Below are 21,311 nucleotides of genomic sequence, written 5' to 3' on the forward strand. Positions count from 1 at the left end.
GTGTTCGGGACGAAAAATCCGCAGGCGTAATGCCTGCGGCGAGTAGGCCCTACTGCTTACCGTAGACGATGGGATACGCCATCAAGCCGATGACTTCATTGAGCAGCATGCTGCTCTGCCAGATCGCCCGCGACTCCGGCAACCAGCCGTCCAGCGGGCGTTCGTAGCTGGTGCTGAAGTAGCCCATCGGCGCTGTGATCACTTCGAACCCGGCCTGCTCGAAGCTCCAGCGCGCCCGCGGCATGTGCCAGGCCTGGGTGACCAGCACCACGCGCTTCACCCCTTGAGGCTGCAGCAGCCTGGCGCTGAATTGCGCGTTTTCCCAGGTGGTTCGGCTCTCCTCCTCCAGCCAGCGAATGGGCAGGCCATAATCTTGGCTCATGCTTTCGGCCATCAACGCGGCCTCGCTGGGTGGCTGGCCGTAATGCAAACCGCCCGTCGCGGCCAAGGGCAAGCCCGAGGCACGCGCCAGACGTGCGGCATAACGCAAACGCTCGAGCGCCCAGATGCCGGGCTGATCCGTTCGGCCCCAGCCCGGATCGTTCTGTTCCCGTCCGGCGCCCAGGATGACGATGGCATCGGCTCGCTGCGCCAATGTCGACCATTGCTCTGGCGCCAGCACGGGCTCACGCTCCAGCCATTGCGCACTCAACTGCGTCACGGCCGGCAAACTCATCAGCCACAGGCCGCCCAGACCAGTGACGAAGCACACCGCAGACAACCGGGGAAAGCGGCGGCGCAGCCACCAGGCCAGCACAATCAGGATCAGCAGGATGCCGGGCGGCATCAGCAACTGCTTGAAGATGAAGCGAATCGGCATCAGGCACCTCCAGGGCGCCCAAGCCTAGCGGGGATTGCCGCTGCGGAACAGCTTCGATCCACAGGCCTGGCATGCCTGCGCATCCTGGCCACGGTGCCAGCTCACGGAGGCACCACAGAGTGCACAGCACAATGCCTGACGCCGCTTCATCATGGGTTTGACCTTGCCGACTCGGCGACTCGCCGCCGGCTTCACACCGCGCAATGGCTGCCGCTGAATCAGCGCCAGCTCTTCGGCCGCCGCGTGCCAGCCGCGCAACCAGTGCAAATCACGATTGAGATAAGCATGGATGAGTTCCAACTCGGCCTGGCTCAACCCATCCAGCTCGAGCTCACGCCTGGGCTCGGCATGCAGACGACTGGCGGTATCGGCCTCCTCGAGCGCCAGGGCAAGCCGCTGCAGCAACCGCTCGTAAAGGCCACTGCGTTCCCCTTGCTGTACATCGACCATCGAACACCTCGTGAGCCCCAATTACGCAGGGGCTTCGAGTAAAGAGTAGCGGAGGCACTGCAGGTGGCCTGGCACCGCGACAAACGGCGGGCCCGGCGTAATCTGGGTTTCCCTCGATAGACGGCGCTCATGTATGCTACGACGTTTTCCGCAAGCCCCATTCCTTCAGCGCCAGAGCCATGCACGAACAGTACTCGCCCCGTGAAATAGAAGCCGCCGCGCAGTCCCACTGGGACGCGCAGAAATCCTTCGTCGTCAGCGAACAGCCCGGCAAGGACACCTTCTACTGCCTGTCGATGTTCCCCTACCCCAGCGGCAAGCTACACATGGGGCACGTGCGCAACTACACCATCGGTGACGTGATCGCCCGCTACCAGCGTATGCAGGGCAAGAACGTGCTGCAGCCGATGGGCTGGGACGCTTTCGGCATGCCGGCCGAAAACGCCGCGATGAAGAACCAGGTGGCGCCGGCCAAGTGGACCTACGAGAACATCGCCTACATGAAGTCCCAGCTCAAATCGCTGGGCCTGGCGATCGACTGGACGCGTGAAGTCACCACCTGCAAGCCGGATTACTACCGCTGGGAGCAGTGGCTGTTCACCCGTCTGTTCGAAAAGGGCGTGATCTACCGCAAGAACGGTACCGTCAACTGGGACCCGGTTGACCAGACCGTACTGGCCAACGAGCAGGTCATCGACGGCCGCGGCTGGCGTTCGGGCGCGCTGATCGAGAAGCGCGAAATCCCGATGTACTACTTCAAGATCACTGCGTATGCCGAAGAGCTGCTGAGCAGCCTGGATGAGCTGGATGGCTGGCCCGAGCAGGTCAAGACCATGCAGCGCAACTGGATCGGCAAGAGCTTCGGTGCCGACATCGTGTTCGACTACGACGTCGCCAGCATCGGCATCGACGGCCAACTGAAGGTCTACTCGACCCGCCCCGATACCCTGATGGGCGCCACCTACGTCGCCGTGGCCGCCGAACACCCGCTGGCCCAGCGCGCAGCCGAATCCAATCCGGCGATTGCCGCTTTCATCGCCGAGTGCAAGTCCGGCTCCGTGGCCGAGGCCGATATGGCCACCATGGAGAAGAAGGGCCTGGCCACCGGCCAGTTCGTCATCCATCCGCTGACTGGCGACAAGCTGCCGGTGTTCGTCGCCAACTACGTGCTCTGGGGTTACGGCGAAGGCGCGGTGATGGCCGTGCCGGCCCATGACGAGCGTGACTTCGAATTTGCCAACAAGTACGACCTGCCGATCACGCAGGTCTACGCCGGTGAAGGCAAGGACTACGACGCCAGCACCTGGCAGGACTGGTACGGCGACAAGGCCGGCCTGGCCACCATCAACTCCGGCAAGTACGACGGCCTGGACTTCAGCGCTGCCTTCGACGCCATCGTCGGCGACCTGGAAGCCAGCGAGCACGGCGCGCGCAAGACCCAGTTCCGCCTGCGCGACTGGGGCATCAGCCGCCAGCGCTACTGGGGCTGCCCGATCCCGATCATCCACTGCGACACCTGCGGTGACGTACCGGTGCCGGAAGACCAGTTGCCGGTGGTGCTGCCCGAAGACGTGGTGCCGGATGGCGCTGGCTCGCCGCTGGCCAAGATGCCCGAGTTCTACGAGTGCAACTGCCCGAAATGCGGCGCACCGGCCAAGCGCGAAACCGACACCATGGACACCTTCGTCGAGTCGTCCTGGTACTTCGCCCGCTACGCCAGCCCGAACTACGACAAGGGCATGGTCGACCCGGCTGCAGCCAACCACTGGCTGCCGGTGGATCAGTACATCGGCGGTATCGAACACGCCATCCTGCACCTGCTCTACGCGCGCTTCTTCCACAAGCTGATGCGCGACGAGGGTTTGGTGTCGTCCAACGAGCCGTTCAAGAACCTGCTGACCCAAGGCATGGTGGTCGCCGAAACCTATTACCGCACCCTCGAAAACGGTGGCAAGGACTGGTTCAACCCAGCCGACGTCGAGGTCGAACGTGATGCCAAAGCCAAGGTCATCGGTGCCAAGCTGAAGAGCGACGGCCTGCCGGTGGAAATCGGCGGCACCGAGAAGATGTCCAAGTCGAAGAACAACGGTGTCGACCCGCAGGATATGATCGACGCTTACGGCGCCGATACCTGCCGCCTGTTCATGATGTTCGCCTCGCCGCCCGATCAGAGCTGCGAATGGTCGGATGCCGGCGTCGAGGGTGCCAACCGTTTCCTGCGCCGCGTCTGGCGTCTGGCTCACGGTCATGTTGCTGCGGGTCTGCCGGGCAAGCTGGCTGTCGCCAGCCTCAACGATGACCAGAAGGCCGTGCGCCGCGCCATCCACCTGGCGATCAAGCAGGCCAGCAACGATATCGGCCAGCACCACAAGTTCAACACCGCCGTCGCCCAGGTGATGACGCTGATGAACGTGCTGGAAAAGTCCGCTACCGCGACCGAACAGGATCGCGCCCTGCTGCACGAAGGCCTGGAGATCGTTACCCTGCTGCTGGCGCCGATCACCCCGCACATCAGCCACGAGCTGTGGCAACGCCTGGGTCACAGCGATGCAGTGATCGACGCGCAATGGCCACAGGTCGATGAAACCGCCCTGGTGCAGGACAGCCTGACCCTGGTGGTGCAGGTCAACGGCAAGCTGCGTGGGCAGATCGAAGTGCCGGCCTCCGCTTCCCGCGAAGAAGTCGAGGCTGCCGCCCGCGCCAACGAGAACGTGCTGCGCTTCACCGAAGGCCTGAGCATCCGCAAGGTCATCGTGGTACCGGGCAAGCTGGTCAACATAGTCGCCAACTGATGTAAGCTCGGCGCCACCGTCGTGTGGCGCCGTGATCCGCCAAGGGGATTTGATAATGATGAAACGGAATCTGCTGGTCATCGGCCTGGCCGCACTGCTCAGCGCCTGTGGTTTTCAACTGCGCGGCACGGGCAGCACCCACTTCGCCCTGACCGAACTGAGCGTCAGCGGCCGCAATGCCTATGGGGAAAACGTTCAACAGGTGCGTGAGGCGCTGGAAAACAACGGTGTCAAGGTGTACCCCGGCGCCCCGTACAAGCTGGTTCTCGCCCGAGAAAGCGAAAAAACCCGCTCAGCCAGCTACACCAGCAACGGGCGCAATGCCGAGTACGAGCTGACCATGGGCATCGAATATGAGATCCGTGGCGCGAACAACCTGCTGCTGACCAGCAATGAACTCGAAGTTCAGAACTACTATCAGCAGGACAGCAACAACCTGATCGGTTCCGACCAGCAAGCCGCACAGTTGCGTGGCGAGATGCGTCGCGATCTGGTACAGCAACTGGTCACGCGCCTGAGCCTGATCACTCCGGAGCAACTCGACCAACTGGAGCAGACTGCCGTCGCCCGCGCACGGGCCGAGGCCGACGCAGAAGAAGCCGCGCGCAAAGCACGCGAAGCGCAGGTCGCGCCGCAGCAATCGCCCATCGAACTGCCGCGTCAGTGATGCTAACGGGCCGCTCAGCGCGGCCCGACTCCCTCGCCCATGAAACTGTCCCCCGCCCAGCTCGGCAAACATCTGCAAGGTGCGCTCGCACCGGTCTACGTCATCAGCGGTGACGAGCCCCTCCTGTGTCAGGAGGCTGCCGATGCGCTACGTAGTGCCTGCCGCCAGCAGGGTTTCGCCGAGCGCCTGGTGTTCAATGCCGAAGCCAACTTCGACTGGGGCAACCTGCTGCAAGCCGGTGCCAGCCTGTCGCTGTTCGCCGAGAAGCGGCTGATCGAACTTCGCCTGCCCTCAGGCAAGCCGGGCGACAAGGGCGCAGCGGCCCTGCTCGAGTATCTTGGCCGCCCGCCGGAAGACACCGTGCTACTGCTCAGCCTGCCCAAGCTCGATGGCAGCACGCAGAAAACCAAGTGGGCCAAGGCCCTGATCGAAGGCGCCAGCTCGCAGTTCATCCAGATCTGGCCGGTCGATGCCCATCAGTTGCCGCAATGGATTCGCCAGCGGCTCGCCCAGGCAGGACTGAGCGCCAGCCCTGACGCAGTGGACATGATCGCCGCACGCGTCGAAGGCAACCTGCTGGCGGCCGCCCAGGAAGTGGAAAAGCTCAAGCTGTTGGCAGAAGGCAGCCAGGTGGATGCCGAGACTGTCCAGGCGGCAGTGGCCGACAGTGCGCGCTTCGATGTCTTCGGCCTGATCGATGCGGCCCTCAATGGCGAAGCCGCGCACGCCCTGCGGATGCTCGAGGGGTTACGTGGCGAAGGCGTGGAAACGCCGGTGATCCTCTGGGCACTTGCGCGCGAACTGCGCCTGCTGGCCAGCCTGGCGCACCAGCATGCCCAGGGTGTGCCCCTGGAAAAGGCCTTTGCCAGCGCGCGCCCCCCGGTCTGGGACAAGCGCCGCCCGCTCGTGTCCAAAGCCCTGCAACGACACAGCAGCAAGCGCTGGGGGCAGCTATTGCTGCAGGCGCAACAGATCGATGCACAGATCAAGGGCCAGGCACCCGGCAACCCCTGGAGCGAGCTGGCCCTGCTGACCCTGCAACTCGCCGGGCAACGCCTGCGTCTCACCCAGTAGGGCGAGTGCAACCCGCCATTAACCAGACGGCCGGTTACACCCGCCCTACGGCCTGGACATTTTCTGTACAGCGGCGCATAGTCCGCGCCGCCTGCATCAGCGCAGGCAGCCTGCATGAGGACACGCCATGAGCAAGAAAACCGGCAAACGGCCGAACAAGGCCAAATCCATCGTCGCCCAGCCACTGTTCCGCTGCCGCCAGGAGCGACCACAGAAAGGCAAAGGCAGCTACCGCCGCGAAGCCTCCCACAACTGGGAGGCTTCTTGCTTTATGCGTCCTGCGATTTCGCTGATGGCCCTGTACCAGGCCCGAGCATGCTAAGGTAACTGCCTGCTTAGATCCCCTGAGATAGACATGCCATCCCAGTTTTCCCGTTCGCCCCTGGCCCTGCTTCCCCTCCTCCTGCTGGCAGCCTGCGCCCAGGCGCCTGCCGAGAATCTGCCGACCGCGACCAGCGTGCCGACGGCTCAGGTCAGCGACGTACCGACCCTTCTCAGTTTCGCCGACTGGCGCCAGGCGCTACGTGCTGAAGCACTGGAGAAAGGTATCGACGCCGCCGTCTTCGACCATGCCTTCAGCGGCATCATCCCTGACCCTGCGGTGATGAAAGCCGACAGCAGCCAACCGGAATTCACCCGCCCCGTCTGGGAATACCTCGACGGCGCCGTCTCGGCCAGCCGCATCGGCCGTGGTCGCGTGTTGCTCGCGCAGCACAACGTCATGCTGCGCCAGATCGAACAGCGCTATGGCGTCGATGCACCGATCCTGGTGGCGGTCTGGGGGCTGGAGAGCAACTTCGGCAACAACATCGGCAGCAACAGCGTGATCCGCTCCCTGGCCACGCTGGCCTTTGAAGGGCGTCGCCAGGGCTTCTGGCGCAACCAGTTGCTGGCTGCATTGCAAATCCTGCAGCACGGCGACATCCCCAGCGAGCGCATGGTCGGCTCCTGGGCCGGGGCGATGGGGCAGACGCAGTTCATGCCCACCACCTACAACGAACACGCCGTGGACTTCGACGGCGACGGCAAACGTGACCTGTGGACATCCTCGGGCGATGCCCTGGCCTCGGCAGCCCACTACCTGCAATCCTCGGGCTGGCAACGCGGTCAGCCTTGGGGCTTCGAGGTGCGCCTGCCCAAGCAGTTCGACTACTTCCACGCCGATCCGGATCAACGTCGCACCCTGGCCGAGTGGCAGGCACTCGGGGTGACGCCAGCCAGCAGCAGCAAAGGCGCAAGCCCGGACAGCCGCGCCACGCTGGTACTACCAGCCGGCCATCGCGGCCCGGCCTTCCTGCTGCTGGATAACTTCCGCAGCATCCTGCGCTACAACAACTCCACCTCGTACGCCCTGGCCATTGGCTTGCTCGCCGACAACTTCCTCAAGCCCAGCGAGATCCAGGCCAGCTGGCCGCGCGACGAACGCCAACTGGGCCGCAGCGAACGCATCGAGCTGCAGGAGCTACTGGCCAAGAACGGCTTCGATCCAGGCCCGGCCGACGGCATCATCGGTGCCAATACGCGCAAGGCCATCCGCCTGCTGCAACTGCAGCAGGGCGAAGCCGCTGACGGCTATCCGAACCTGGAATTGCTGGAACTGCTGCGCACGCGCTGAGCATCCCTGCCACGCACTCAGCGTGGCAGTGCGGCGACGATCAGCCGGCATCGGCCTTCCTGCCGCTGTGGTAAACTCCCCGGCGGCCAAAAGCCGCCCGCCCCATGGAGCCTCTACCGGAGCCCTGATTTCCGATGTCCGACACCTCCTCGTCCAAACCCGTCGCCAGCGGCGAAAAATTCCGCACCGCCCAAGGTATCACTGCGATCAAGGATGGTCAGAAACGCCGTGGCTCGGCCGAGCCTCAGGTGTTCGAGCCCAAGCCCAAATGGCTGCGGGTCAAGGCGCCGGGGGGCAGCCGCTTCGAGGCGGTCAAGCGCAACGTCGGCGAGCATCGCCTGAGCACCGTGTGCCAGGAGTCGCACTGCCCGAACATGGGCGAGTGCTGGTCCAACGGCACGGCCACCATCATGCTGATGGGCTCGGTGTGCACCCGCGCCTGCCGCTTCTGCGCCGTCGACACCGGCAACCCCAATGGCTGGCTGGATCTGGAAGAACCGCAGAACACCGCCAAGTCGGTGGAACTGATGGCGCTGCGCTACATCGTGCTGACCTCGGTGGATCGTGACGACCTCGACGACGGCGGCGCCAGCCATTACGCAGCCTGCGTGCGCGCGATCAAGGAAAACACCCCGCACGTGGTGGTCGAGGCTCTGACGCCCGACTTCGACGGCGACCATCAGGCCATCGAACGCGTGGTGGATTCGGGCCTGGAAGTCTTCGCGCAGAACGTCGAGACGGTCAAACGCCTGACCCACGTGGTTCGTGACCCGCGCGCCGGCTACGAGAAGACCCTCAAGGTACTCGAACACGCCAAGAAGCATCGCCCGGATGTGCTGACCAAGACCAGCCTGATGCTGGGCCTGGGTGAAACCGACGAAGAAATCATCGAAACCATGGATGACCTGCGCGCCATCGGCGTGGACATCCTCACCCTCGGCCAGTACCTGCAGCCAACCCGCAACCACCTCAAGGTGCAGCGCTGGGTCAGCCCGGAAGAGTTCAATCGTTTCCGTGACATCGGCCTGGAGAAAGGCTTCATGGAAGTCGCCGCCGGCCCATTGGTGCGCTCCAGCTACCGCGCTGATCGGGTGTTCGAGAAGAACAACCTGGGCCTCGCCGCACCGGTACCGGTGCCCGGCCAGGACGTCGATACCAGCCTGATTCCGGCGCTGAATCTGAACTGACAGCTATCACGGGATAAACGAAAGGGGGCGCCATGGCGCCCCCTTTCTTTTCTGCTGCTTAGCGATACCCCAGCCTGCCCCGCAGCGCCTGTTCCAGCCGTTTCGCCACCTCGTCGAACGCTGGCGGTGCTTGGAGCAGATCGCGCATCTGCACCATCTTCAGCCCGGCGTAACCGCAGGGGTTGATGCGCTGGAACGGCGTCATGTCCATATCCACGTTGAGCGCCAGACCGTGGAACGAGCAGCCACGGCTGACGCGCAGACCGAGCGAGGCGATCTTGTCGCCCGCCACATAGACGCCCGGCGCATCCGCCTTGGGCGCCGCCTCGATGCCATAGCCGGCGAGCAGGTCGACCAGGCTCTGTTCCATGGCGGTGACCAGCTCACGCACACCCAGATCGAGGCGACGCAGATCCAGCATCAGGTAGGCCACCAGTTGCCCTGGGCCGTGATAGGTCACCTGGCCGCCACGCTCCACCTGCACCACCGGAATGTCCCCCGGTGCCAGCAGGTGCTCGGCCTTGCCAGCCTGGCCCTGAGTGAATACCTGGGGATGCTGCAGCAGCCAGATTTCATCGGGCGACTGCTCATCGCGCTCACGGGTCAGCTGACGCATCGCATCCAGCGTGGGCTGATACTCGACCAACCCCAGGTGGCGCACGATGAGTTCGGGCATGCTCGTCACAGCACCATGTGCACGCGGCCGGTGGCGCGCAGGTCGACGTGAATCGCCTGCAACTGCTCGACGCTGGTGGCAGTGATCAGTACCTGCACGGAGAGGAAGTTGCCGTTGCGGCTATCGCGCAGCACCAGCGTCGAGGCATCCAGATCCGGCGCATGGCGCTGGATCACCTCGATTACCAGATCGGAGAAACCTTCACCTGCAGTGCCGATCACCTTGATCGGGTAACGCTCGCAGGGAAATTCGATTTTTGGGGCTTGAACGTCGGTATCGGTCATGGCGTCAGCGGGCTCGAAGCCCGTCCAGAAAGGGGCCGCTCCAGGTAAGAGCGGCCCGCGGTATCAATTGAAGAAGCCGAAGAAGAACAGCTTGATGCTGTCCCACAGGCGACGCAGGAAACCACCCTCTTCAACCGGCTCCAGGGCGACCAGATCGGCGCTGTGCACCACTTCGTCACCCAGCTTGACCTCGACCTTGCCGATCACGTCACCCTGAGCGATCGGGGCGCTCAGTTGCGGGTTGAGGGTCATGCCGGCCTGCAGTTTTTCCAGTTGGCCCTTGGGCATGGTCAGCGCCAGATCCTGCGCCAGACCGGCCTTGACTACGCTCTTCTGGCCTTTCCAGACGGTCGCCTGGGCCAGTTCGGTGCCCTTCTGGTAGAAGGTGCGGCTCTCGAAGAAGCGGAAGCCATAGGTCAGCAGCTTCTGGGTTTCGGCGGCACGGGCCTGCTCGCTGTTGGTGCCGAACACGGCAGTGATCATGCGCGCGCCGTCACGTACGGCAGAGGCCACCAGGCAGTAACCGGCTTCCTGGGTGTGGCCGGTCTTCAGACCGTCGACGGTCTTGTCGCGCCACAGCAGCAGGTTGCGGTTGGGCTGCTTGATGTTGTTCCAGAGGAAGTCCTTCTGCGAGTAGATGGCGTAATGGTCGGCATCTTCGTTGATGATCGCGCGCGCCAGGATGGCCATGTCATGAGCACTGGAATAGTGCTGCGGATCCGGCAGGCCGGTGGCGTTCATGAAGTGGGTATTCTTCATGCCCAGGCGCTCGGCAGTCGTGTTCATCATGTCGGCGAAGGCGTCTTCGCTGCCGGCGATGTATTCGGCCAGGGCGATGCTCGCGTCGTTGCCGGACTGAATGATCACGCCATGCAGCAGGTCGCCGACGCTGGCCTGGCTATTGACCGGCAGGAACATGGTCGAGCCGCCCGAACCGGCACCGCCGGTGCGCCAGGCATGCTCGCTGATGGTGACCATGTCTTTCTCGCCGATCTTGCCGGTTTGAATTTCCAGCGTGGCGATATAGGCCGTCATCAGTTTGGTCAGGCTGGCGGGCGGCAGGCGCTCGTCGGCTTTCTCGCCCACCAGCACCTGGCCGGTGGCGGCGTCCATCAGCACGTAGGCGGTAGCCGCCAGTTGCGGCGGTGCCGGTACGACCTGCGGGGTGGCCCAGACCAGTGGCGAAGCCAACAGGGTCAGGAAGAGGAAGGCACGTTGCGCGAAGCTGGTGATGTTCATCCGTCTCTCGAAAGTCGTTGCGTGGATTGTGAAGCGGCTCCGAAGGAGCCTTACCCGGCCGCCAAGCATGGTGACCCGTGGGTTAGTCCGGCCAATGCCGGTTTAGTGCCATCAGCCCCGAGAAGAAGTTCAAACCACCTTCATCGGGACTGGCGGGATCGAGTCAGTCCGCACGCACCAGCGTCGGCTGCCCAAGGTTGGCGAGGCGTACATTGCTTTGCAGCTTTTCAGCCTCGCCCTGGCTGCTGATCGGCCCCAGGCGCACCCGATGCAGTATCTGCTGGTCGCGCACCACTGAGCTGATGAACACCGGCACACTGGTCGTCTGGCTCAACTTGTCCTTCAACAGCTCCGCAGCGTCCGGATTGGCGAAGGCTCCCACTTGGAGATACAGGCCAGAAGCTGCGAGTGAATCGTTTTTTTTTGCGTCGATCTGCACCGGCACCACGGCCGCAGCGTGCTGCTCAGGCGGCGGCGAATACTGCTCGACCACCTGCGGCATGGCCTGGGCCACCGGTTGCGAGGTGATGGCCTTGGCCGGCTGGTTGTTGGCCAGTACCAGCGGCACCGGACGGCCCTGCTGAGCCCACCATTCGTGAGGATCGATCCCTTCGACCTTGACCCGAGCGGTGCCCTTCTCGGCATAGCCGAGCTTCTTCGCCGCGGCGAAGGACAGGTCGATGATGCGATCGGAATAGAACGGCCCGCGGTCATTGACCCGCAGGATCACGCTCTTGCCGTTTTCCAGATTGGTCACCCGAACGTAGCTGGGCAGGGGCAGGGTCTTGTGCGCGGCGGTCATGCCGTACAGGTCGTAGGTCTCGCCATTGGCAGTGGCCTGACCGTGGAATTTGGTGCCGTACCACGAAGCCGGGCCGACTGCCGAGTAGCGGCGTGCATCCTGGATCGGGAAATACTGCTTGCCCAGCACGGTGTAGGGCGCGGCCTTGACCGGGCCGTAGTGCGGCATCGGGATCGCGTCCTGGATCTTCGAGACGTCGACGTCCCACCAGGGCGCGCCATCGCGGTGCGGGCGGTTGAAATCATCCGGCCCGGAGAGACCTGCGTCCGACTGCACCACCGGTTGCGTCGAGCGATGGGACGAGCAACTGGCCACCAGCAACGCGGCGGCGATGCATGCCCCCAATGGCAGCAGCTTCCTGGAACGGCTCATTGTTTACCCCGCGCTTGCACCAGCAGTTCGGCCAGTTGGTTGACGGCCATGGCGTACATGACGCTGCGATTGTAGCGGGTGATGACGTAAAAGTTGGGCAAACCGAGCCAATACTCGTCGCCTTCGGCACCTTCCAGACGAAACGCGGTGACCGGTACGTCGTCAGCCAGCACGTCGGCACTGTGCCAGCCGAGCGCACGCAGTTCACCCACGCTCTTCACCGGATCGAGGCCTTCGGTCAGGCCCTCGTCGACGCGCTCGCCACTGACCTGGGCGCGGCTGGCCACCTGGCCGCCGGCCTGCCAGCCATGACGCTGGAAGTAGGTGGCGACGCTGCCAATGGCATCGGTCGGGTTGTTCCAGATGTTGATATGGCCATCGCCATCGAAGTCCACGGCGTAGGCACGGAAGCTGCTCGGCATGAACTGCGGCAGGCCCATGGCGCCGGCGTAGGAGCCCTTGAGCGAAAGCGGATCGACCTGCTCCTCGCGCGTCAGCATGAGGAACTCGCGCAGCTCCTTGCGGAAGAACGGCGCACGCGGCGGGTAGTCGAAGGCCAGGGTCGACAGCGCATCCATTACCCGGTAGCTGCCGGTATTGCCACCGTAGAAGGTTTCCACGCCGATGATGGCGACGATGAACTGAGCGGGCACGCCATAGTCGGCCTCAGCCTTCTCCAGGGCTGCCTGGTTTTTCCGCCAGAAGTCCACGCCCTGGGCGATACGCTTGTCGGTAATGAAGATTGGCCGGTATTCCTTCCACGGCTTAACCCGCTCAGCCGGTCGCGAAATCGCGTCGAGGATGGCCTGCTTGCGCTGCACCTCGGCGAACAGGCTGACCAGTTGCTCGCTGGCAAAACCATAGTCACGGGTCATTTCCGTTATGAACTCGGTCACCTGCGGCGAACCGTCGTAGTCGGCTGCCAACACCTGGGCGCCGCTGCCGAGCAGACCGGTCAGGCCGATCCCCATGAACGTCCTGGCCGCCCAGTTGCGCAATGCATGCATTAACTCAAAACCCCCAAATCAAACCTGAGCGATCCACTTCCTGTGGGTATGGATCGCCATCAATATCCCGAAGCCTGACAACAGCGTCACCAGATGGGTTCCGCCGTAACTAATGAACGGCAAGGGCACTCCCACCACGGGAAGCAAGCCACTGACCATGCCGATGTTGACGAAGACATAGACGAAGAAGGTCATCGTCAGAGCGCCCGCCAGCAGCTTGCCGAACAGTGTCTGTGCCTGCGCGGTGATCACTAGGCCGCGCGCGATCAGCAGCAGGTACAACAGCAGCAACAGGCAGACGCCCACTAGGCCGAACTCTTCGGCGAGCACGGCAATGATAAAGTCCGTATGGCTTTCCGGCAAAAAATCCAAGTGCGACTGAGTGCCCAGCAGCCAGCCCTTGCCCAGCACACCGCCGGAGCCGATGGCGGCCTTGGACTGGATGATGTTCCAGCCAGAGCCCAGCGGATCGCTCTCCGGATTGAGGAAGGTCAGCACGCGACGCTTCTGGTAGTCGTGCATGAGGAAAAACCACATGCCCACGGCAATCGGCACCACAGCCGCCGCCGCGCCGAGAATCCAGCGCCACTGCAGCCCCGCCATGAACACGACGAAACCACCCGAGGCGAGAATCAGCAGCGAGGTGCCCAGATCCGGCTGCTTGGCGATCAGCACCACCGGCACGATGATCATGGCCAGACTGACGACGATGTGCTTGAAGCGCGGCGGCAGGTTGTGCCGCGCCAGGTACCAGGCGATGGTCATGGGCATGATGATCTTCATGAACTCCGCCGGCTGGAAGCGAATCACCCCGGGGATGTTGATCCAGCGCGTGGCGCCCATCGCGGTGTGCCCCATCACCTCGACCACCATCAACAGGGAGACGCCGACCAGATAACCCAGCGGCACCCAGCGCGCCATGAAACGCGGATCGAACTGGGCGATGGCGATCACCGCGACGATGCCGATACCGAAGGAGGATGCCTGCTTGATCAGCAGGTCGACGTTCTTGCCGCTGGCCGAATAGAGCACGAACAGGCTGCCGGCACCGAGCAGCAGCAGGAGCAACAGCAGCCAGCCGTCGATGTGCATGCGCTGCAGCAACGTGGCGCGACGGCGCAGCACGTCATCATCGGACAGGGATCTGTCGAAATTGCCCTTCATCGCTGGCTGACCTCGGTTTTCTGCGGGGTGGCGTATTCCGCCTTGAGCTGGCCGTTCTCGTCCAGCAGCCAGGCATCCATCACCTCCTTGACCACAGGCGCCGCGACGCCGGAACCGGATTCGCCGTTCTCCACCATCACCGATACGGCGATCTGCGGGTTGTCGACCGGGGCGAAGCCGATGAACAGGGCATGGTCACGATGCCGCTCCTGCAGTTTTTCGCGGTTGTATTTCTCGCCCTGGCGGATGGCAACCACCTGGGCCGTACCGCTCTTGCCGGCGATGCGGTAGACCGCGCTATCACCCACTTTGCGCGCGGTGCCACGCGGGCCGTTCACCACCTGTTCCATGCCGTGGATACCGTAGTCCCAGTATTTGGGATCACGCAGCACGATGTCCGGCATCGGGCTGGGGTCGATGGGCTGCTGACCGTCGATGGTCTTGGCCAGGTGCGGGCGAATCCACTTGCCATGAGTCGCCATCAGTGTGGTCGCTTGTGCGAGCTGCAGCGGCGTGGTCTGCATGTAGCCCTGGCCGATACCCAGAATCAGGGTTTCGCCGGGATACCAGGGTTGGCGATAGCGGGCTCGCTTCCAGTCACGCGACGGCATCAGGCCGGAGGTTTCCTCGAACATGTCCAGCGCCACACGCTGGCCGAAGCCGAAGCGGCTCATGTAGGCATGCAGGCGATCGATGCCCATCTTGTGCGCCAGATCGTAGAAATAGGTGTCGTTGGAACGGGCGATGGCCAGGTCGAGATCGATCCAGCCGTCACCGGTGCGGTTCCAGTTGCGGTATTTGTGGCTGTTGTTCGGCAACTGATAGAAGCCGGGGTCGAACACCCGCGTCTGTGGGGTGACCACGCCGGCATCGAGACCGGACACCGCCACCATCGGCTTGACCGTCGAGCCCGGCGGATACAGGCCGCGCAGCACGCGGTTGTACAGCGGCTGGTCGATGGAATCACGCAGCTCGCCATAGGCCTTGAAGCTGATGCCGGTGACGAAGGGGTTGGGGTCGAAGCTGGGCTGACTGACCATGGCCAGCACTTCGCCAGTCTTCGGCTGAATCGCCACCACGGCACCACGGCGCCCGCCGAGCGCTTTCTCGGCGGCTTCCTGCAGGCGCGCATCGAGGGTCAGGACGATGTCCTTGCCCGGTTTGGGATCGATACGGTTGAGCACGCGCAGCACGCGACCGCGCGCGTTGGTCTCGACCTCTTCGTAGCCCACCTCGCCGTGCAGCTCGTCCTCGTAGAAGCGCTCGATACCGGTCTTGCCGATGTGGTGGGTACCGGCGTATTCGGTCGGGTCGAGGCGCTTGAGCTCCTGCTCGTTGATGCGCCCGACATAACCGACAGAATGAGCGAAGTGCTCCTTCTGCGGGTAATGCCGCACCAGTTGCGCGGCCACCTCCACGCCGGGCAGGCGGAACTGGTTCACCGCCACACGAGCGATCTGTTCTTCGGACAGCTCGAACAGGATCGGCACCGGTTCGAACGGGCGGCGGCCCTGGCGCACACGGCGCTCGAACAGCGCACGGTCGTCCTCGGTCAGTTCCAGCACCTCGACCACGGTATCCAGTACCTGCTGCCAGTCACCCGCGCGTTCGCGGGTCACGGTCAGGCTGAAGCTGGGTCGGTTGTCGGCGATGATCACCCCATTGCGGTCGTAGATCAGCCCACGTGTAGGCGGTATCGGCTGCACGTGGATGCGGTTGTTCTCCGCCAGGGTGGAGTGATAGTCGAACTGCACCACCTGCAGGTAGTACATGCGGGCGATCAGCACACAGGTCAGCAGCAGCACCACCACGCCGCCGATGATCACCCGGCGCTTGACCAGGCGAGCGTCCTTTTCGTGATCCTTGAGGCGAATCGGCTGCGGCATGACTACTTGATCACTTGTGGTACGGGTGGCCGGACAGCACGGTCCAGGCACGATAGATCTGCTCACCGATGAGGATGCGCACCAGCGGATGCGGCAAGGTCAACGGCGACAACGACCAGCGCTGCTCGCTGCGCGCACACACCTCCGGCGCCAGCCCTTCCGGGCCGCCGACCATGAGGTTGACGGTACGCGCATCCAGACGCCAGCGCTCCAGCTCGGCCGCCAGTTGCTCGGTGCTCCATGGCTTGCCATGGACTTCCAGGGTAACGATACGTTCCCCCGGCTGCACCTTGGCCAGCATTGCCTCGCCCTCCTGACGAATCAGGCGGTTGACGTCGGCGTTCTTGCCCCGGGTGTTCAACGGAATCTCGACCAGATCCAGCGGCAACTCGGCCGGCAGGCGCTTGACGTACTCCTGCCAGCTCTCCTCGACCCAACGCGGCATGCGCGAACCGACGGCGATCAGCTTGATCCGCATTACTCGGCGCTGTGCTGGGCGCGGCTCTGCTCGGCACCCTGCCACAGGCGCTCGAGGTCGTAGAACTGGCGAGCGGTCGGCAGCATGACGTGGACGACGATATCGCCCAGGTCGAGCAGTGCCCATTCGCCGCTGTCCAGGCCTTCGCTGCCGATGGCGCGGACACCCTGCTCCTTGACCTTCTCCAGCACGTTGTCCACCAGCGCCTTGACCTGACGGCTGGAGCTACCGCTGGCGATCACCATGAAATCGGTGATGCTGGTCTTTTCCTTGACGTCGATGACGGTGATGTCGGTGGCCTTGATTTCTTCCAGCGCGGCGACGGTGATCTTGACCAGCTCTTCGCTGGGCATGTTCTGACTCTTCATAGGTAACTCGTTTGCCTCATGTAATGGATGCGCGCTCGCGCGACATCTCAAGCGTTCGGCGCACCATAAAGCTGGTGCGCCTGGATATAGGCCAGTACCGCGTCCGGCAGCAGATAACGCGCCGATTTACCGCTGGCCAGCAATTGCCGGATCTGGGTGGCAGACACCGCCAGCGGCGTCTGCCAGATGAAACTGATCTGCCCGCCAGCCCCGGTCAGGCTCAACGGGTCGCTGACGCTACGCGCCGCCAGCAGATCGCGCAGCGCCTCGGGCGCCTCGCTATCGGCATCCGGCCGCTGCAGCACCAGCAGGTGGCAGTGTTCGAGCAGTTCCTGCCAGCGATGCCAGCTGGGCAGGCTGCAGAAGGCATCCCAGCCAACCAGAAGAAACAGCTGATCATCCGCCGCCAGCTCGCTGCGCACCGACTCCAGGGTGTCGACCGTGTAGGACGGACGATCCCGACGCAACTCACGGTCGTCGACCGACAGCCTCGGTTCGCCGGCCACCGCCAGTTCGACCATGGCCAGACGCTGTTCGGCGCTGGCCTGCGGCGCCTGCCGGTGTGGCGGACGGGCGCTGGGGATCAGCCGTAGCTCGTCGAGCAGCATGAACTCGGCCACTTCCAGCGCCGCACGCAGATGCCCGATGTGCACCGGGTTGAAAGTACCGCCGAGCAGGCCGATACGTCGGGCGCCGAGTCCGTTCATTTATGTGCGAATGTGTCCGTCGCCGAAGACCACGTACTTCTGGCTGGTCAGCCCGTCCAGACCAACCGGGCCACGCGCATGCAGCTTGTCGGTGGAAATGCCGATCTCAGCGCCCAGGCCGTACTCGAAACCATCGGCAAAACGGGTCGAGGCATTGACCATCACCGACGCGGAATCCACCTCGGTGAGGAAGCGCCGCGCGTCGGTGAAGTTCTCGGTGATGATCGAGTCGGTGTGCTGCGAGCCGTAGTGGTTGATGTGCTCGATGGCCGCATCCAGCGAATCGACGATGCGAATCGCCAGGATCGGCGCGTTGTACTCGGCAAACCAGTCGTCCTCGCTCGCTTCCAGCACATCACTGCCGAGCAGCGCGCGGGTGGCGGCATCACCGCGCAGCTCCACCCCCTTGTCGCGGTAGATGGCGGCCAGCGGCGGCAGTACGCGCGCGGCGATGGCTTCATGCACTAACAGGGTTTCCATGGCATTGCACGGCGAATAGCGCTGGGTCTTGGCGTTGTCGCAGACGCGGATGGCCTTGTCGAGATCGGCGGCAACGTCGACATAGACATGGCAGACGCCGTCCAGGTGCTTGATCACCGGCACCTTGGCGTCGCGGCTGATGCGCTCGATCAGGCCCTTGCCGCCACGCGGCACGATCACGTCGACGAACTCCGGCATGGTGATCAGCGCGCCCACGGCAGCGCGATCGGTGGTTTCCACCACCTGCACGGCGGCGGCTGGCAAGTCAGCCTCGGCCAGGCCCTGCTGGATGCAGCGGGCAATCGCCTGGTTGGAATGAATGGCCTCGGAACCGCCACGCAGGATGGTGGCGTTGCCGGACTTCAGGCACAGGCTGGCGGCATCGATGGTCACGTTCGGCCGCGACTCGTAGATGATGCCGATCACGCCCAGCGGCACGCGCATCTTGCCCACCTGGATACCGGACGGCAGGTAGCGCATGCCTTCGATCTCGCCAATCGGATCGGGCAGCGTGGCGACCTGGCGCAGGCCCTCGATCATCGAGTCGATGACCTTTGGCGTCAGCGCCAGGCGGTCGACCATGGCTGGCTCCAGGCCGCTGGCGCGCGCGGCGACCAGATCCAGCTCATTGGCGGCGGCAAGCTCGGCGCGGGCGGCGTCGAGGGCGTTGGCGGCGGCCTGCAGGGCGCGATTCTTCTGCGCGGTGCTGGCCCGGGCGAGCACCCGCGAGGCCTGGCGGGCAGCCTGGCCCAGGCGGGTCATGTAGTCGTGCACGGACTCGGTCATGGCGGCGGAGGTCTGACGGTTGAAAAAAGGGGCTGATTATAGCCGGCCCGCGTCCCCGCGCACAGCCACGCCCGGCAAGCGGTCGGCAATCACTTGAAACCAGGGTTTGCGCCGCCTCTCGGGTAGACAGCCCGTTCGTGCCATGCCGTCGGTAACACGCCACGCCCAGCGCCAGAGCGACACCTGGCGCAACGGTGACACCCATGGCCAGGTGCCACCCGAAGGTTGGGTAAACAAAAACGGGGCGACTGTTTACCTTGGCAATCAAGCCCCGCCCGCTTCGCTGCCTCCAGCGCACCGGCGCCGCTGCTGCCATCAACACATGAAGTTGTCAGAGGCCCGCCATGCGCTACCGCACCCACTACAACGCCAGCCTGCTGAGTGGCGCACCGGATGTACTGACCATCGATGGCTGGCACCTGCAGTACCTGGCCTTTGCGAGCCGCGAGCGCGATGGGCGAGCGCCAGTGCTGCTGCTCGGCGGTGCCTTCCAGAGTTTTCGCTCATTCGCCCGCGAGGTCGACGAACTGCTGCGCGCCCATCCGGTGATCCTCCTCGACCTGCCGAGCCAGGGTGGCAACGCACAGCTCGCAGCCGAACTGAGCCTGGAGCAGTTGGCCGACCTGATCGCCGGATTCGTCGAACAATTGCAACTGCCAGCGCTGATGCCCATAGGTCTGTCCTACGGTTCGGCCCTGGCCGCCCTGTTCGCCGCGCGCCACCCGCAACATTGTGCGCGCCTGCTGCTTTCGGGCATCGCCGCCTTCGGCCGACCAGGCGCCCGGCGGCTATTGGAGGAAGGCTTGGAACTGCTCGACGAGGGGCGCATGAGCGAATTTGCCCAGGGCGCAGTGACCAACCTGCTCAACCCCCTGCACCTGCAGGACACCGGCATCGCACCGGTGTTTCGCAAGGCGCTGCTGCGGCAGATCCAGCGCCTGAGTCCAACAGAGATCGAGCGCTACCGGCAGAACAGCCTGCGCCTGCTGGCCTTCAAAGGCTTCGCCCGTCATCCACTCTGCCCGACGCTGGTGCTGGCCGGTGAACACGATCACTTCACCCAGCCCTGGGAGCACGCCCGCTTCGCCGCATCCTGCCCGCGCGCCGAGTTCGCCCTGATCCACCAGGCCGATCACCTGGCCCAGTTCGAGCGGCACGACGCCTGCGCAGCCCTGTATCAGCCGTTTCTCGCCGGCCACCGGCTGCCACTGCGTGCGGCTGGCAGCACCCGCGTGCCGCGCGAGCACTGGCTGACCCTGGAAAAGCGCAGCGAACCCAGGCGCGCGCCTCTGCAGCGCCAAGCCCTGCTGCGCCACGCCAGCGGTCAGCAGTGGCCCGTGGAACTCGACGAGCTCGGCTTCTTTGGCGGACATCTGCACGGCGACTTGCCGGCCGACCTGCCCCAGCGCGGCTGGCAACTGCATCAACCCGGACTTGCGCCATTGGCGCTACTGCCCCTGCGCCGCAACGACCAGGGCCTGGCTTTCGTCTTCGCCCATACCGAGGCCGAAGCCAGCCTGGCACTGGCCGAGCGCATCCACCCGGCACCGCTGCCGGCGGTGGCCTGCGCCTAGGCTCACACCCGCGCCTGAATCACCCGCACCAGGCCCGGCGCACGCGCAGGCTCCAGACCCAGGCTGGCCGAGTCGGCAGCCGGATCCAGCACCTGAGCCTGCCTGAAGCCACAGCGCTGAAAGCCCGCGACGATCTCGGCGTGGTCGCGATAGTGCAGCGGGTAACTGCCCCGGGTGAGCCGGCCGATCAGCTCGACGCCCCAGCGCAACTGGCGGTAGCGCGGATGCTCGCGCAGATCAGGATAAAGGTCGGTGACATAGCTGGCCTCGGCGAAGCCGCGCAGTTGCTCGGCCAGGCGCGTCCAGAACGCTTCGACGACCGCCAGAGGGAAGTAGTTGACCAGGCCTTCGGTGATCACCAGCAGCGGCCGCCGATGATCCAGCTCGGCGAACAGACTGGCCAGGCCATGCGTCCCCCGCTCGGCGAGGATGTCCACGCTGCGCACCTGATGCTCAAGGCTCAACCAACCCGCCTCGCGCAGCAGCAGGCGCTTGCGCGCAGCCATGGCCGGCAAGTCCGCCTCCATGTAGCGCACATGCGGATAATGCTGGCGGAAGCGCCGCCCGCGCGGCGACAGGCCACAGGCGATTTCCACCACCTGGCAGACACCGTCTTGTTCGATGGCCTTGCGCAGCAGCGCATCAATCTGCAGGTGGCGCTGCAGCAGCAGCCGTTCGATATCCAGGCCGAAGCCCGCTCGCGCGCCCCAACTGAGCGGCCAGAGCAGGCGATGCACGAAGCGGCCGAATGGGGTCACGAAGGTCGGATCGGAGAGTTGATGGCGATACCAGACGTAACCGGTGTAATGCGCCGACGGACTGATATGGGCACTGCTGACTCGGGCGCGTTCAGGCATTTTTAAGATACTTGTTGTTATGCTCG

19 protein-coding genes and 2 pseudogenes are annotated in these 21,311 nt (G+C 64.3%); 7 read left to right on the forward strand and 14 right to left on the reverse strand.

Going from position 1 to position 21,311, the window contains the following annotated elements:
* Window positions 1-49 precede the first annotated feature (49 nt).
* Window positions 50-820, reverse strand: a complete 771-nt coding sequence (locus ACODS1_RS05720) for a YdcF family protein (RefSeq protein WP_489084890.1) — start codon at window positions 818-820, stop codon at window positions 50-52.
* Between the two features lie 24 nt (window positions 821-844).
* Window positions 845-1,270, reverse strand: coding sequence for a hypothetical protein (locus ACODS1_RS05725; RefSeq protein ID WP_489084891.1), 426 nt, complete (start codon window positions 1,268-1,270; stop codon window positions 845-847).
* 179 nt (window positions 1,271-1,449) lie between these two features.
* On the opposite strand from ACODS1_RS05725, the gene leuS reads away from it, so the two are divergent.
* The 6 genes and pseudogenes from leuS (at window position 1,450) to lipA (ending at window position 8,605) form a co-directional block, all read left to right on the forward strand.
* Entirely contained in the window at window positions 1,450-4,062 is a 2,613-nt protein-coding gene (gene leuS, locus ACODS1_RS05730) for a leucine--tRNA ligase (RefSeq protein ID WP_489084892.1), read from the forward strand.
* Window positions 4,063-4,117: 55 nt separating this feature from the next.
* On the forward strand, window positions 4,118-4,729 hold the full coding sequence (locus tag ACODS1_RS05735) for an LPS-assembly lipoprotein LptE (protein ID WP_489084893.1): 612 nt from the start codon (window positions 4,118-4,120) through the stop codon (window positions 4,727-4,729).
* Between the two features lie 39 nt (window positions 4,730-4,768).
* Complete coding sequence (holA, locus tag ACODS1_RS05740) at window positions 4,769-5,803, forward strand: DNA polymerase III subunit delta (protein ID WP_489084894.1); 1,035 nt, start codon at window positions 4,769-4,771, stop codon at window positions 5,801-5,803.
* 127 nt (window positions 5,804-5,930) lie between these two features.
* A pseudogene (arfA, locus tag ACODS1_RS05745) lies at window positions 5,931-6,077 on the forward strand (alternative ribosome rescue factor ArfA); the annotation flags it as partial.
* A gap of 81 nt (window positions 6,078-6,158) precedes the next feature.
* Window positions 6,159-7,418, forward strand: coding sequence for a lytic murein transglycosylase (locus tag ACODS1_RS05750; protein WP_489084895.1), 1,260 nt, complete (start codon window positions 6,159-6,161; stop codon window positions 7,416-7,418).
* Window positions 7,419-7,552: 134 nt separating this feature from the next.
* Window positions 7,553-8,605: a lipoyl synthase gene (gene lipA, locus ACODS1_RS05755; RefSeq protein WP_489084896.1), complete on the forward strand. Its 1,053-nt coding sequence runs from the start codon at window positions 7,553-7,555 to the stop codon at window positions 8,603-8,605.
* Between the two features lie 58 nt (window positions 8,606-8,663).
* Here lipA and lipB read toward each other — a convergent pair whose 3' ends face one another.
* The 11 genes and pseudogenes from lipB to ACODS1_RS05810 all read right to left on the reverse strand — a co-directional run.
* The gene (gene lipB, locus ACODS1_RS05760; RefSeq protein WP_489084897.1) at window positions 8,664-9,281 is read right to left on the reverse strand and encodes a lipoyl(octanoyl) transferase LipB; all 618 of its coding nucleotides are present in this window, start codon (window positions 9,279-9,281) and stop codon (window positions 8,664-8,666) included.
* 5 nt (window positions 9,282-9,286) lie between these two features.
* On the reverse strand, window positions 9,287-9,565 hold the full coding sequence (locus ACODS1_RS05765; protein WP_159973647.1) for a DUF493 domain-containing protein: 279 nt from the start codon (window positions 9,563-9,565) through the stop codon (window positions 9,287-9,289).
* Window positions 9,566-9,628: 63 nt separating this feature from the next.
* Window positions 9,629-10,804, reverse strand: a complete 1,176-nt coding sequence (locus ACODS1_RS05770) for a D-alanyl-D-alanine carboxypeptidase family protein (RefSeq protein ID WP_489084898.1) — start codon at window positions 10,802-10,804, stop codon at window positions 9,629-9,631.
* Between the two features lie 163 nt (window positions 10,805-10,967).
* A complete protein-coding gene (locus ACODS1_RS05775) occupies window positions 10,968-11,978 on the reverse strand; it encodes a septal ring lytic transglycosylase RlpA family protein (protein ID WP_489084899.1) in 1,011 nt (336 codons plus the stop codon).
* Window positions 11,975-12,985, reverse strand: coding sequence for a lytic murein transglycosylase B (gene mltB, locus ACODS1_RS05780; protein WP_489084900.1), 1,011 nt, complete (start codon window positions 12,983-12,985; stop codon window positions 11,975-11,977). The genes ACODS1_RS05775 and mltB overlap by 4 nt, the downstream gene beginning before the upstream one ends.
* Window positions 12,986-13,003: 18 nt before the next feature.
* Entirely contained in the window at window positions 13,004-14,107 is a 1,104-nt protein-coding gene (rodA, locus tag ACODS1_RS05785) for a rod shape-determining protein RodA (protein WP_322980364.1), read from the reverse strand.
* A gap of 38 nt (window positions 14,108-14,145) precedes the next feature.
* Window positions 14,146-16,035: a penicillin-binding protein 2 gene (mrdA, locus tag ACODS1_RS05790; protein ID WP_322980220.1), complete on the reverse strand. Its 1,890-nt coding sequence runs from the start codon at window positions 16,033-16,035 to the stop codon at window positions 14,146-14,148.
* Between the two features lie 10 nt (window positions 16,036-16,045).
* The gene (gene rlmH, locus ACODS1_RS05795; protein ID WP_489084901.1) at window positions 16,046-16,513 is read right to left on the reverse strand and encodes a 23S rRNA (pseudouridine(1915)-N(3))-methyltransferase RlmH; all 468 of its coding nucleotides are present in this window, start codon (window positions 16,511-16,513) and stop codon (window positions 16,046-16,048) included.
* The gene (gene rsfS, locus ACODS1_RS05800; RefSeq protein WP_322980365.1) at window positions 16,513-16,866 is read right to left on the reverse strand and encodes a ribosome silencing factor; all 354 of its coding nucleotides are present in this window, start codon (window positions 16,864-16,866) and stop codon (window positions 16,513-16,515) included. Before rsfS ends, rlmH begins: the two co-directional genes overlap by 1 nt.
* 62 nt (window positions 16,867-16,928) lie before the next feature.
* Window positions 16,929-17,588, reverse strand: coding sequence for a nicotinate-nucleotide adenylyltransferase (nadD, locus tag ACODS1_RS05805; protein ID WP_489084902.1), 660 nt, complete (start codon window positions 17,586-17,588; stop codon window positions 16,929-16,931).
* Window positions 17,589-18,863, reverse strand: a pseudogene (locus ACODS1_RS05810) (glutamate-5-semialdehyde dehydrogenase); the annotation flags it as partial.
* A gap of 335 nt (window positions 18,864-19,198) precedes the next feature.
* On the opposite strand from ACODS1_RS05810, the gene ACODS1_RS05815 reads away from it, so the two are divergent.
* Complete coding sequence (locus ACODS1_RS05815; RefSeq protein WP_489084903.1) at window positions 19,199-20,428, forward strand: alpha/beta fold hydrolase; 1,230 nt, start codon at window positions 19,199-19,201, stop codon at window positions 20,426-20,428.
* A gap of 2 nt (window positions 20,429-20,430) precedes the next feature.
* On the opposite strand, the gene ACODS1_RS05820 is transcribed toward ACODS1_RS05815, so the two are convergent.
* Entirely contained in the window at window positions 20,431-21,285 is an 855-nt protein-coding gene (locus tag ACODS1_RS05820) for a class I SAM-dependent methyltransferase (RefSeq protein ID WP_489084904.1), read from the reverse strand.
* Window positions 21,286-21,311 lie beyond the last annotated feature (26 nt).

This window comes from Pseudomonas sp. FG29 (assembly GCF_057809355.1).

Bases quoted from the DNA above. Each gene is read 5' to 3' on its own strand.
- mrdA (WP_322980220.1), bottom strand. From the start codon at position 16,035: ATGCCGCAGCCGATTCGCCTCAAGGATCACGAAAAGGACGCTCGCCTG.
- ACODS1_RS05735 (WP_489084893.1), top strand. From the start codon at position 4,118: ATGATGAAACGGAATCTGCTGGTCATCGGCCTGGCCGCACTGCTCAGC.
- rsfS (WP_322980365.1), bottom strand. From the start codon at position 16,866: ATGCCCAGCGAAGAGCTGGTCAAGATCACCGTCGCCGCGCTGGAAGAA.
- ACODS1_RS05775 (WP_489084899.1), bottom strand. From the start codon at position 11,978: ATGAGCCGTTCCAGGAAGCTGCTGCCATTGGGGGCATGCATCGCCGCC.
- ACODS1_RS05720 (WP_489084890.1), bottom strand. From the start codon at position 820: ATGCCGATTCGCTTCATCTTCAAGCAGTTGCTGATGCCGCCCGGCATC.
- leuS (WP_489084892.1), top strand. From the start codon at position 1,450: ATGCACGAACAGTACTCGCCCCGTGAAATAGAAGCCGCCGCGCAGTCC.
- lipA (WP_489084896.1), top strand. From the start codon at position 7,553: ATGTCCGACACCTCCTCGTCCAAACCCGTCGCCAGCGGCGAAAAATTC.
- ACODS1_RS05820 (WP_489084904.1), bottom strand. From the start codon at position 21,285: ATGCCTGAACGCGCCCGAGTCAGCAGTGCCCATATCAGTCCGTCGGCG.
- holA (WP_489084894.1), top strand. From the start codon at position 4,769: ATGAAACTGTCCCCCGCCCAGCTCGGCAAACATCTGCAAGGTGCGCTC.
- nadD (WP_489084902.1), bottom strand. From the start codon at position 17,588: ATGAACGGACTCGGCGCCCGACGTATCGGCCTGCTCGGCGGTACTTTC.
- ACODS1_RS05815 (WP_489084903.1), top strand. From the start codon at position 19,199: ATGCGCTACCGCACCCACTACAACGCCAGCCTGCTGAGTGGCGCACCG.
- lipB (WP_489084897.1), bottom strand. From the start codon at position 9,281: ATGCCCGAACTCATCGTGCGCCACCTGGGGTTGGTCGAGTATCAGCCC.
- ACODS1_RS05750 (WP_489084895.1), top strand. From the start codon at position 6,159: ATGCCATCCCAGTTTTCCCGTTCGCCCCTGGCCCTGCTTCCCCTCCTC.
- ACODS1_RS05770 (WP_489084898.1), bottom strand. From the start codon at position 10,804: ATGAACATCACCAGCTTCGCGCAACGTGCCTTCCTCTTCCTGACCCTG.
- mltB (WP_489084900.1), bottom strand. From the start codon at position 12,985: ATGCATGCATTGCGCAACTGGGCGGCCAGGACGTTCATGGGGATCGGC.
- rlmH (WP_489084901.1), bottom strand. From the start codon at position 16,513: ATGCGGATCAAGCTGATCGCCGTCGGTTCGCGCATGCCGCGTTGGGTC.
- ACODS1_RS05725 (WP_489084891.1), bottom strand. From the start codon at position 1,270: ATGGTCGATGTACAGCAAGGGGAACGCAGTGGCCTTTACGAGCGGTTG.
- ACODS1_RS05765 (WP_159973647.1), bottom strand. From the start codon at position 9,565: ATGACCGATACCGACGTTCAAGCCCCAAAAATCGAATTTCCCTGCGAG.